Below are 12,898 nucleotides of genomic sequence, written 5' to 3'. Positions count from 1 at the left end.
TGAATAGTTGTCATATAAAATGCAAATCATGAAAAATATAATTACAACGCTGGCTCTGCTTAAAAATAGAAGCAGATCTGCTCTTTCAATACTTAGCGTGCTTATTGTGTTTAGCGCATGTGAAGAACAAGAGTCCTTCTCGTTTCAGGAATTGGATCGCCAGAAGATGATGCTGGAAGAGATCAAACAGGATACCTCGTTAAGTATCGCCATACAAGCGCTCGAAAAGGCAAAAATTGCCCCTATTTTAAATACATACGGCCCTTTTACTTTCTTTGCCCCTGATAATACTGCTTTCAGGAAGTACATTAAAGCGCGGGGCAAAAATAGCATCGATGACTTTACGGAGGCCGAACTTAAAACCCTGATGGTCTATCACATTTTGCAGGCGCGCTTAAAAGCCCCTGATTTTATCCAGGGCCCTCAGGTAGCAACAACGGGTAACAAAGATTATATTTCTATAGACGTGTCTAAGGGCTTTAAAACTACCGCTACGGCTAACGGAAAGGCCCTTATTTATAAAACGGATATTGAATTCGCGAATGGCTATGTCCATAAGATGGATGGTGTACTCGATCCTCCGACACTTACTATCGGACAGTTTTTATTAGCCAACCAGTCACAATACAGCATTTTGATAGGCGGACTTCAGCGTGCAGGTTTGATGGATACATTGACTAATCTCGAAAACGACAAAAAAGAACGGATCCGCTTAACTCTCTTTGCAGAAACTAATGAAGTACTGCAAAAGGCTGGTATTACCACTTTTGACGATCTTCCCTTAGATGAATTAAAGTGGAAGATGAGGTATCACATTATCCGCGGTGGTAATTTTAGCTCGAGCTATTCTACGCTCCGGCAAGGGTTTCCCTCTCTGAAACACCTTGCAGGATGGGATAGTACGATAACAACCTTAAACGGTCAGGAATGGATTTATTTTAATCTGGCCGATAAAAAGCTGATGAACAATGCGACGATTGACTTCGCTGCCAGTGACGTGATTATGAGAAACGGTGTGCTTCATAACCTCGACAACCGCCTCGTTTTCAATCCGGGGATTAAGAGAACGCAGATTATGCATGTGTTTAAAAACGCAGACAATTATGCTTATGGCATCCCTAACTATGTTGATGGTGCACGCGCCATTGAAGTGGGCGGTACAAACTGGAGAATTACTGCAGATGGATTTAATCACCCCAAAGGCAGGCCGAATATTAAGTGCTTGTTTGCTTTCAATGATAACGTCGGCGATTCTATTGTTACTATAGTTCGCGGTGTGAAAAAAGGTAAATATAAGTTTGAGATGAATTTTAAAGGAGGAAACAGGTCTACCGCTCAGTTAATGCATGGTATGGATAACATTGGTGTGCCTACAAGCTATTCTGGTCCACCAGAATGGGATCAAAATCTTTATGTGGGCGAGTATGAATTCCAAACTTCCGGAGATAAACGTATCAAGTGGGTAATGACAACATCCGGCCGTTTTATAGGCCTGGAGACTATGTTACTTACACCCGTTTATTAAATCAAAACACGGGAAGAATTAATGCAACATTAATTCTTCCCCTCATTTCAAAACAAGATTATAACCTTTAATATGTTTAAACTTAGACCTTATTCATCCTCTTTCTTAGCCTTGTTGGTGGCCTTAACGGCAGGCACGTCTGTGCGAACCATGGCTCAAAGTAAGCCGGAAAAGTCGCCTATACTAGTTGATAGCGCTTTAAGTAATTTTATGAAAAGACAGGAGATGGCCGGCGCTGACGTAAATCTTGGATATTTAAAAGTCAAAAAAAGGACTATATCCGGCGCGGTCTCAATAGTTCCCGCGTCTAGTTTTAACGAACTTCCGAAACTTTCGATTGATGCTTTATTACAGGGGCAGGCAGCCGGGGTGCGTGTAGTAAACTCTTCCGGTGCCGCAGGTGCGGGTGCATTGGTGAATATCAGAGGAATATCCACCTTTAACGCAGGTACAATGCCTTTGTTTATCGTCGATGGGGTTCCGGTTAAGGCGGCACGAATAGTTAATCCGCTGGCGCTCAATTCAGATAATAATCCTTTAGCGGATATCAATCCGGGTGACATAGAAACCGTTACGGTACTGAAAGACGCTCAGTCTACAGCCGCCTATGGTATGAGAGGAGCTAATGGAGTGATACTTATTGATACCTATGGCGGTACCCAAGGTAAAACTCTGCTCGATTTTTCAGGCTTCTCTGGGGTTATAAGTGCTCCTAAATCGCTTTCTGTGCTAAATGCCCAGCAGTACCGTTCGTTCATTCTTGAAAAAGAGCAAGCTCGCGGCCAGACACCTGCTCAAATAAATAATGGTGTTGGAAGATATCTTTTACTCTCTACCCCAGCCAACCAGGTCGAGCGTTATAATAATGATACCGACTGGCAGGACCTGGTAACTCGTGGTAGCCTTTATAACGATTACCACTTTAATCTGCGCGGAGGCGACGCTGTAACGAAATATTCTTTGAATCTGGGTTACGCTAACCAAAGCGGTGCGGTCGAGAATACCGGGTTCAGTAGGTTCAGTACTCGTTTTAATCTCGACTATAAAGTAGGTAGAAAATTAAGTTTTCTGAACAGTATTTACTACGCTCAAACGAACAGGCGCACAAATGACGGGGGCAGTGCCTTTCTAACGAATCCACTGTTTTTGGCCTCCGTAAAGAGTCCCACTTTAGCGGCTTTGCAACAAAGTGTGGATGGTACTAATTTAAGAGAGCCGGATAGCGCTGATTATGCCGGCAACAGTAATCCTTATTCAGTTATAGAACGGATGAGGAATCTTACTGCGTCAAACAGGGTGTCGGGTAGGGTTATCGGCCAGTACGTGTTTTCGCCAAACTTAAATCTGAGGATAGGATTATTTGCTGATTATTCCAGGCTGAACGAAAGACGATTCCGTCCTTCGGCGGGCTTTGCGCGGGTAGAAAATGTTTTGCGTGAATCATCTGAGCAAAATACGCTGGAAATGATGGCTATGAATGAGAATACGCTTAACTATAGCAAAACGTCAAAGTCCGGCGATCATCAGATCTCAGCTATGTTGGGTAACGCCCTTCAAACCACCACACGTGATAGTAAATTCGGGGTGTTTATAAACGCGACCTCGGATCAGTTATCAATTGTTAATACAGGTAATCAGCGGTTTATCGATACCTTAACTAGTGATTCACCTACCTGGAACCTGCTTTCTTTCTTTAGTAATGCGCAATACACCTATAAAGGGAAGTATACGGTAGCGGCTAGTGTGAGAGCGGATGGATCCAGCAGGTTCGAAAAGGGTAATCGTTGGGGCTATTTCCCGGGAGTATCTGCGGGCTGGCTAATCAGTTCGGAGCCTTTCCTGATGGATAGTCGTGCAATCGGTGAATTAAAACTGAGGGCGAGCTACGGTATCACCGGAAATCAGGAAGTGGGATATTTCAATTCATTTAATGCCCTGGTTCCTGCTCCGTATTTCAATTATCCGGGAACGCGTTTAGGAAGACTTGGAAACAAGAATTTCACCTGGGAAGAAACTACGCAGTTTGACGCAGGTTTAGATGTCGGCTTATTTAATGGCCGCATTGCTTTAAGCACCGATGTTTATTCTAAGCGCACTACGAATCTGTATAACAGAATCGCGCTTCCAACTATCAGCGGATTCCAGTCTTATCCTGTAAGCGAAGGCGAACTTAAAAATACCGGATTTGAATTAGGTTTATCAGCGAAGATCCTGACAGGCAAGATGGGCTGGCAATCAAGCTTCAATGGAGCGTACAATAAAAACGAAATTGTGTCTTTTCCGTCTCTGCTTGAAAAAGTAGTAAGCTATGGCGATTTTTCTGGCGCGGTACAGGTCGGCAGTTCTGTAGGTGCTTTTTACGGTTTCAACGCAATTGGCGTGTATGCCAATAGTTCAGATCTAAAACCGAAGAATGGCGCTGCAGACGCGGTTCCTTTTCAAGGCGGTGATATTATGTTCGAGGACGTTGACAAAAACGGAATTATTGATAACGGAGATCGTAAGTTTTTAGGTAACAGCAGCCCCGATTTCTTCGGCGGGTTTTCAAATACCTTCACCTACGGTAAATTCGATCTCAATGTATTTCTTGATTTTTCTGTAGGTAACGAGGTGTACAACGGACAGCGTGCCTATCTGGAAGCTATGTCGGGATACAACAATCAGTCTGCAAAGGTATTAAATCGCTGGATGAAGGAAGGAGATGTATCTGAAATGCCTAGAGCCTTACATGGCGATGCAGTAGGAAATAACAGGTTTTCAAGCAGATGGATTGAAGACGGATCATACCTTCGCTTTAAATCAGTATCCCTTGGCTACACGGTTGCCACAGAGAAGTTTCTAAAAGGAGTGTTTAAAAGCGCAAGGATTGTATTGACAGGACAGAACCTTCACACTTTTTCTAATTATTCAGGAGAGAGCCCTGAAGTTGCTAACGTAAATAACCCTATTCTGTACGGTCAGAACTATGGCAGCTTGCCGCAGCTGAAGTCTTTCCTTTTGGGTATAAAACTAGGCTTGTAATTAATATTAAATTCTAATAAAATGAAGATTTTTAAAATCGGAACGATATACCGCAGCTCTGCGATCTTTTTGGGAACATGTCTGTTGGGGCTTAATTTATCCTGTAATTTCCTCGAGGTAGAGCCTAAGGAAATGACCAAGGACAAAGACTTCTTAGAAAATTTCTGGGATGCGGATTTTATGATGAGGGGCGTATACGGGTCTTTGCAGAATATTGTAGAACCTCTTATCGTATTGGGTGAAACACGTGCGGATTGGATGGAGCCGGGCACAGGTGCTGATAAAGATATACTGGAACTTGCTGAACACAAAGTAACGCCGGGCAATCGCTACACGAACTGGAGCGCATATTACGATGCCATTAACCGTGCGAATTATGCCATCGAGAATCTTCCGCGCGTGCCTAAAGATTCTACATATTTTAACTATAGAACCATGATGCAGCTAACCGGCGAAGCTAAATTTGTACGCTCGCTGGCGTATTTTCACTTGGTGCGTAATTTTAAAGATGTGCCTTTGATCCGTAACAGCATCAAGGATATTTCGGATGTTCAGTATTTAGCTGCCACCGATGGAAACATCGTTCTGGATAGTGTGGAAGCCGATCTTAAGTTCGCGCTGATCCATACTCCCCGTTTACATCTGGTGCTTAATACCTTTGATATCGGCTTTAGGGAAAGTGGTGAAAATAACCGGATGCGGGCTAAAAAAGGAGACGTATATTCTCTGATGGCTCATGTTTATTTATGGCGAAATAAATATACGGATGCGATGGCAGCCCTGGATGCCATGTACACTCTGTCGGATCAAAACGGTATGTATTACCATAATCCTCAAAACTTTTTTGCGAATGCGAGCTGGTTCAATATTTTCCGTGAGCCTTCCCAGATTTTTCAGGAGTATTTATTTGAAATCGGGTTTAGGTATGATTCAAGAGAATTAGCTCCGTTTATGCCATTAATGTCTAACGATGCTGCTTCAGGCGGAAAGCATCTTATCGCACCTTCTTTATATGCGATAAAATCCTATCATCCTAACTATCCTACGATCCCCGCAACTATTACAACAGCCACTCTCGCTACCGACGATATGCATCGGGGATTTGGAAGGTCTTTCGCCGGAAGTGCGCCTTTTTACAATAAAGCGGGTTCTACCCCGGTGGTTTGGAAATGGTTGGGCCTAGATGTGGTTAACCCTTCTACGGTAAATGTTCCTCCTTCTGTAAGGCTTCCTTACGAAAGTGAAGGGCAGTTCAGATTTATGAGAATGGGCGATACCTGGTTGTTACGCGCGGAAACTTTAAACAGACTAAACAGACGGCCTGAAGCAGTGTCGGTTCTTAACAATATCCGCGGACGTGTAAGCAGGCCTGCCTCTACAGTCACAGGAACCTCAACGATAGAGCAAATTGAAGATGCTATTTTACAGGAACGTGGTCTTGAACTGGGTTTTGAAGGACAGAGATGGTATGATTTAATGCGCATAGCTAATCATCGGGGATCTACTCAATACCTGGTAGACGCCGTTAAGAGACGTGCACCCCTTGCTCAACATGCGTATCTGCAAAGCCGTTTAAGTAATAAGGATTACTGGTATCTGCCTTACAATGCGAATGAGGTAAGATTAAATCCTAATCTTAATCAAAGACCGTACTAAAATTACTTATCATATCTAAGAAGCACCCGCCAATTCCGGGTGCTTCTTTTTTACTAGTAAGACCGAATTCAGCGACCATTCCCATTCTTAACCCTTTCCTGAAACAAAATGGTAGTCTTAGAACGTTAGGCGCTCTTTATAAACTAGCGATTGATACCGGGGAATTTTTTTGGCTCGCAGAGGAGTATTACAGTGGGCGATTTCAAGCTAGTGGGCAGGCAGCTGTTCGAGGGGCATGAGGGCTTGAAAAGTTTATATGAAGTAAGTTGTGATGAAACAGACTATCTGGTTGACCAGGCAAGCCGCCTATCGGGCGTACTGGGTGCCAGAATGCTGGTCGCCGACTTCGGAGGCTGCACGATTAATTTAATAAAAAGCGAGTCGTTAAAGAAGTAATATAGGCTATGAAACCCCCTTTATAAAGCAAGGTTTAATGTCGATTTGAAAGTTTATCAAACCCAGATCAGCAACGGCATCGAGCAGTTGGAAAGGCCTGAATAATCCTTAATAGAGCAATCAGAACGAAACCCAAACTATGTCAGATGAGGCGCGGTTTATTCAATCTTAAGCCTTGTGATGGTTCTCACCGGGATTCCTTCGGCATTTATACCTTCCAGTATTACCTTATAAGTGCCCTTGAAATCGGCGGTATAGAACCCGATAGTCGCTTTTCCCTTTTCATCTGTACGTACCTCCGGATTCCAGTAAATGGTTTTACGTAAGTCTGGTTGATTCACGGGCTGAGCCACCTTGTAAACCGGAGAATAAAACTCCCGATGATTGTAGATAGCTTTTGGAATAAAATAAGTTAATCCCGGTGTAAACTTCCTTTGAATTTCAAACTTCCCGCGCTTTGTGTTGATTAGCAAAATTCCTTGCGAAGAATTTCCGTATACAAATGCATAGCTGCCACCGCCGTTTATAATCTCAATACTTTCGATATCATCCAATGTATAACTTCCTACTATGGCTTCGATAAGATCAGCATCTACCGGCGAGCCGTCTATAATCACCCGAAGAAGGCCCTCCTGGCCGCGCGAGTATTGGCGGAAATTTCCCTGATAGCCTCTGACGAAAGAATACAAGGCATTCTCAAGAGTTCCTCCCACTTTAAGCCGATCTCCCGAAACAACCCTATCGGCACCACCAGCCCCGTTCAAATTCCATGAGTTGGGAGGTATGTACGCCGTAGCTTTTTTCTTTTGCTGCAGTGTTACGACATTAAGCATAATACCTTTGTTGAAGGCACTCAGCCTGGCGCTATTTTCAGGAGCGTTTTTTTCAAGCAAGGAAGCCACCTGGTTGTTGAAATCGTCGAGTGAGGCCAGAGGAGATGCTGGTTTTTGAATACCTGCCGCTCCGGTCTTATCCAGTTCCAGAAAGGAAGAATTACCTCCCTTAGGATTTTTCGCCTGTACCACAAAGCTGCTAGTATCACTAAATCCGGCTAAGCTAATATTGAATCGTCCGAGACTATCGGTAAGTACTTGTTTAACCGCGCCCAGTGATTTGGCGGGCAAAGCGACGATAGTAGCCCCTGCAACAGGCTTTTTCCAGGTATTGGTCACCTTCCCGGTAATCGCCGGGCCCATTTCCGGCCAATAGCTGGCTTTGGTATATGTTTCCGACATCACCTCTTCCCAATTATATCGTCGCCAGCCTTGCGTAAGAAGCAGGTTATCCAGGTGTCTGTTTTTTTGAAGCGAGGTGTTGTTAAAATAATAGTTCGGGCTTTCGATATGGCCCTTTATATCCGTTTTGAGCAGCAGGCTGCTTAAAATAGAAACTTCTTTTTCTTCCGCGAACGGAACGGCGGTTTCATCTACCACGGCTACTGATAGTACGGCCTGCTTAGCAACCGAAGAATCATTGGAAGCCAGGCTCAGGCTTACTTTTTCCCTTAAACCGTAGTTTTCTTTCGTGCCGCTTATCAGTGGATTCTGTCCTGCGGGAGGGGCGATAAAAACAAGCCGTTCTGCCCGTATTCTAGAGCGGGAGTCGATCAGGCTTAGCTCCATCACGCCACTGCTAAGCTGCTTTTTGGGCAGGGCGATGGTAAACGAGCCGGTGCTGTCGAGCTTAAAAGGTGTATTATATACTACATTTCCGTTATAAGAGGCCAGAAACGTTAATTCTGAAGGGTCCTTGTTTTGGTTTTTTGCGGCTGCCACATGAGCGATGATTCGGTCTGGCCGACTGTTATTCACCGCTAAAGAATATCCTTCGCTCTTGACTGCCGGGAGGCCAAACGACTGCTTTCTTCCGTCTTTAAAGGTTAAAACAGCTTTGTACTTCGCTCCGGCCGAGGGGATGAAGCTAAAATTGCCCATGCCTGCATACTCAGATCCAATGTCAATTAAGTTGTTGCCCGCATCGTCCGTCAGGTATCCGCTTGCTTCGCGGCTCAACCCGTCAGCCCCTAGAATTTTGAATCCTACTTTGCACAATACCCCGTCTATCATTGAACCACCTTCGGGGAAAAACTGTACATCGGGAATTTCGGTCCCGGAGATCTTTTTCCCCTTGCCCGCTAAAGTGGGCAGAATCTTTTCTCTGGTCAGTGCTTCGGCTGTTGTTTCCTGGTATATGAGGAAGCTTTTCTCAAAGAAATGTTCGGGATTAAAATTGCGCATCCAATTGGTATAGGCCCTCAGACGGTAATTTCCCGGCAGCCAATCTTCTGATAGTATAAGATCTCCGGCGGCCATGCCATTTTTTAACCGTAGGCGTAGTGATTGTTTTACTGTATCGCCTTCAAGAAGCTCTACGTACAGGTATCGGCTAAGGTTCGTAGCCAGATTTTTCTCGCCGCTTACTGTATACGCTTTAAACCATATAGTGTCGCCGATAGTATAATAAGGGCGGTCTGTATGCAAGTGCACTTTCTCCACTGAGTTAAGCGAGTTGTACTTTTGAAGCTTGTTAATCGCGGTGGAGAGAGAATCCTTAGGCTGCTGATAAGAGGCGTTGTCGACTACAAAAAGTAGAGCTGCCAGGATGTTTAACATGGCTGAGTATATGATTAAAGTTAGAAATGACGCTGTTCTATTCTAAGGTAAATTTACGCACAATGATAGAAAGGGGGGGATACAATTAGTCAAAGCAATGGAAGTAATGTATGACAAGCCCTGGCATCTTATTTCAATCTTTCATATACTGGAGCTGCTATCGCGAATCTTCCGGATTATAATTTAAGGGTAGCATTTCAGCTATCTTAGGAGACCAGCCGCCTTCATACTTAACTCGCTCGGGCTCCAGCACATTTCCGTTCTGATCAATTACAAGTGAGTGATCCCTAAGCTCCACCGCTATAGATAACTCACTTACAGACCTGTGAAAATCAAGTAAGGCGTTGTTAGACATCGCAGTCATTTCATTATCGGGATGAATGTATTTTACATACAATTTATAGGGATACTTTAAAACATAAAGGCCTGCGGAGTCTCTTGTTATCAGCTCGCTGGTTTTAACCGAATCGGGATACAGCACATGGTTGTACTTTGGAATCTCCCTTTGTCCCCTCCAGAATTTTAAGGAATCATTTCTGTTCTTGCCCGATGCCGGATTTTCAAATAATAAAATTTTGCTGTTAATTAAACTATCTGATTCTCTTTTGCTGTTTAGTTTACTTACCAATGGATAGATAGAAAATCCCTGTTTCTTTAAATCGTTGGCGATAAGCGAGCGGTAGAAATGTAAAGCAGACCCCTGATAGGCTTTTAACCGGTTAGTTTGCCAGCGCTTCTGGTCTGTTGAAGAGCCTTTAAGTTCTGCATATGAAATGATACCCTCGTAACCATCAAGGCCATTGTTTGGTTGGTCTTCGTTCACGGAAAGCTCCTCCACATATTTTTCTAACAATAGTTTTGTTTCGTACCCTAAGTAATCGTTTTGCAGATTAAGGATGTCGTCTGAAGAGGCCTCCAGTAGGGTTCCCTTGGTTGTTACGCGGAGCGCAGCAGGATTTAACAATTTAACATCTTTACGTCTTTTGCCAAAGGTTTTTAAGAACTGCTCGACGCTCTTCTTTTCATTTTCTCCGGCTTTAGACGCGGTCAGAGCCGTAATAGGCTTGAGGCTGATATCTGCGTTTATGCTACCAGAGCGTACCATAATATTCTGTTGATACAGTTCAGATCCCCAAACAAACGCGCTAAGGATATAATTTCCCTCCGGGATATTTTTTAAGGAGTAGAAGCCTTTCTCGTCGGTTTGGGTGCTAAGAGTGGTATTAGCCAGAAACACATGGGTTTGGCTAAGGGGGATGTCGCCGGCTTTACTTAGCTTTCCCGAGATACTTCCAGTTTGGGCGGATAAAATGTTGACGAAACATGTAAGAACAAAACAAGAAAAAACTCTAAGGAATATTGAACGAATAAGTGGCTTAGCAGACAGGAAGTACATGAGTTTATTGGATATAGATAAATATACGAAATTCTTGTTCAATTGTTGCCCTGGGCAATGGATGGAGACCTAAAATGCCTATTGTCTTTCTAAAATGAGTACCCCAGCAGCTCAATGTCTTTCCTGAACTTGCTTTGCACCAGATCTTTGGTTTCAGAGCAATACAAATCGCGATAATCAGGGTGCTGTGTGCGATTTTCGTGAGGAAGCTGCTGATGCGGTATGGATATTCTTTTACAGATCTCATCAAAGTCGTTTTGTAAAGTCTCAAATTTACCCAAATAGTCCACAATCTGCTCGTCTCCCTCAAACACGAAATTATATTGAAAATAGTTTTCCGCCTCTAAGGACTGATTATTCAGTAGATACCAAATGGCATCGAAATGTTCCTGCTCGAATTTTCCCGTGAACTGACTAAGGAATAGCATTCCCCTGGAGGCTGATAATCGTTCCAGGTATTAGGGGTCCTGTGACATTTGAGCAAATAAAAGCAACAAATGTCTAAACCAATACGGCGATTTTTTTCAATGATTACATTTGAAGCGCCCTGCTAAAAGGTGCGACAATACAAAGCCTGGGTTGGCATCACCAACCCAGATTATAAACCCGGCTTGAGGGAACCCGATCGTCTTGTACTAAATTATAAACCAAAATCGGGTGAATACCTCGGTTTCTAAACACATTCGAATGAAGATACTCTACCCATTTCTATTTTTTATCCTGATTTTCATCGGCTGTAAGAAAAAGGATAAGGCAGAAGCAACAACTTCAGCAAGCTTTGCCCAATCGGAATTAACCCTACCCAGCCAGGCAGGTAAAGCAAGCTTTACCGTTAAGTGGTCGCTAACCGAATGGGAAATTTCTACCGCCGCATCCGGATTTATTTCAAACATATCGCATCCCTCCGGGGGGAGCGCAAACCTTAGCAGCACCACCACTGTAAGCTTCGATTATAGCGCTAACCTGCTGGCGGAGATACGGCTACAGGAAGTGTTTTTAACCAACAAAAGTACCGGTGCTAAGAGTAAAATCACCATCAGACAGACAACCCATTCCCCGGAAGAAGTGGCGGTGACTGCCACAGTCCAATACCAGCAAATAACAGGCTTCGGCGGAATGAACAACGTTTGGGCCGCACCTGTTTTGACGCTGAATGAAGTGGAGAAAATGTATTCGTCCGGCGGCCTTGGTTATAATATGATGCGTATTATGATTTGGCCTAATAAAGCGGATTGGGGACGCGATGTAGCTACAACGCTAAAAGCACAGTCCTTAGGTGCAAGAATACTTGCAAGCCCCTGGACTCCTCCCTCTGCTATGAAGAGTACCAACAGTAACCTCCATGGACACCTTCTACCTGCGAAATATCCCGATTACGTTCAGCATCTCAATGATTTTATCGACTACATGAAAGCGCAGGGCATAACTATTGAAGCTGTTTCAATTCAGAACGAGCCAGACTGGAGCCCCGAGTACGATGGATGTGAATGGACTCCTGAACAAATACTGGATTTTGTTAAAAACCATGCCGGGGGTATTAAAGCGAAAGTATTAGCTGCAGAAGCCGTGAATTTTAAAAAGATGTATACTGATCCCGTACTAAACGATGCAGTAGCGGTAAATAATTTGGACATCGCCGGAGGACATTTATATGGTGGAGGATTGGCAGACTATCCCTTAGCCCGGGCAAAGGGTAAGGAGATATGGATGACCGAACATCTTTTGAACGAGACCAACAATGGACTAGGATGGGATCAAGCTATGGTTTTTGCTAAAGAACTTAACGATTGCATGCAGGCTAACTTTAATGCATATTTCTGGTGGTATCTCAAGCGTTCCTATAGCATGTTGGGCGATGGCGATAAAGGTACCGTGATGGGCGAAACGCTGAAACGCGGTTATGTCATGTCGCATTATGCCAAGTACGCAACAGGAAGAAAGCGCATTCAAATTGGAAATATAAATAATAACAACAATGTTCAGTTAACGGCCTACGCGGGAGATAACGATATTACTGTAATCATCCTTAATCAGGGTACGGCGCCTGTGCCCTCACTTAAAATCAATCTTCCGGTAGCAGTGAAGAGTGTTGAAATGGTAGAAACGACTGAAAGTCAGAATATGGTGGCTAAAAATCCGGTCTTGAGTGATACTAAGAATGCGGCGATAATTTCTCTGGCTCCGAGGTCTGTTGTTTCTATTAAGTTTAATAAATAGAACGATCTTAGTGAGCAGGTTTAACATAGAATGAACAGGGTAATGACCTAAAGATTGGGCCCTTTATTCGATTCA

The 12,898-nt window shown here is 43.8% G+C and carries 8 protein-coding genes; 5 read left to right on the top strand and 3 right to left on the bottom strand.

Annotated elements, in window-relative coordinates:
- Positions 1-28 precede the first annotated feature (28 nt).
- The 4 genes from J3P43_RS12975 to J3P43_RS12960 all read left to right on the top strand — a co-directional run bounded on the left by J3P43_RS12975 (position 29) and on the right by J3P43_RS12960 (position 6,598).
- The gene (locus tag J3P43_RS12975; RefSeq protein ID WP_255903049.1) at positions 29-1,525 is read left to right on the top strand and encodes a fasciclin domain-containing protein; all 1,497 of its coding nucleotides are present in this window, start codon (positions 29-31) and stop codon (positions 1,523-1,525) included.
- Between the two features lie 72 nt (positions 1,526-1,597).
- The gene (locus J3P43_RS12970; RefSeq protein ID WP_255903047.1) at positions 1,598-4,546 is read left to right on the top strand and encodes a SusC/RagA family TonB-linked outer membrane protein; all 2,949 of its coding nucleotides are present in this window, start codon (positions 1,598-1,600) and stop codon (positions 4,544-4,546) included.
- A gap of 21 nt (positions 4,547-4,567) precedes the next feature.
- Entirely contained in the window at positions 4,568-6,202 is a 1,635-nt protein-coding gene (locus tag J3P43_RS12965) for a RagB/SusD family nutrient uptake outer membrane protein (protein ID WP_255903045.1), read from the top strand.
- A gap of 192 nt (positions 6,203-6,394) precedes the next feature.
- A complete protein-coding gene (locus J3P43_RS12960) occupies positions 6,395-6,598 on the top strand; it encodes a hypothetical protein (protein WP_255903043.1) in 204 nt (67 codons plus the stop codon).
- Positions 6,599-6,756: 158 nt separating this feature from the next.
- Here J3P43_RS12960 and J3P43_RS12955 read toward each other — a convergent pair whose 3' ends face one another.
- The 3 genes from J3P43_RS12955 to J3P43_RS12945 form a co-directional block, all read right to left on the bottom strand.
- The gene (locus tag J3P43_RS12955; protein WP_255903040.1) at positions 6,757-9,210 is read right to left on the bottom strand and encodes a hypothetical protein; all 2,454 of its coding nucleotides are present in this window, start codon (positions 9,208-9,210) and stop codon (positions 6,757-6,759) included.
- A gap of 157 nt (positions 9,211-9,367) precedes the next feature.
- Positions 9,368-10,648 (bottom strand): carboxypeptidase-like regulatory domain-containing protein, encoded by a 1,281-nt coding sequence (locus J3P43_RS12950; protein WP_255903037.1) that lies wholly within the window; start codon positions 10,646-10,648, stop codon positions 9,368-9,370.
- 47 nt (positions 10,649-10,695) lie between these two features.
- Complete coding sequence (locus J3P43_RS12945) at positions 10,696-11,034, bottom strand: hypothetical protein (RefSeq protein ID WP_255903035.1); 339 nt, start codon at positions 11,032-11,034, stop codon at positions 10,696-10,698.
- Positions 11,035-11,293: 259 nt separating this feature from the next.
- Here J3P43_RS12945 and J3P43_RS12940 point away from each other — a divergent pair, with 259 nt between their 5' ends.
- Complete coding sequence (locus tag J3P43_RS12940; RefSeq protein ID WP_255903032.1) at positions 11,294-12,823, top strand: glycoside hydrolase; 1,530 nt, start codon at positions 11,294-11,296, stop codon at positions 12,821-12,823.
- Positions 12,824-12,898 lie beyond the last annotated feature (75 nt).

The sequence above is a fragment of the Paradesertivirga mongoliensis genome, assembly GCF_024436395.1.
Taxonomy (GTDB): Bacteria; Bacteroidota; Bacteroidia; order Sphingobacteriales; family Sphingobacteriaceae; genus Paradesertivirga; species Paradesertivirga mongoliensis.
The sequence above is the reverse complement of the archived record's forward strand: the minus strand, read 5'-3'. Positions and strand labels throughout refer to the sequence as shown.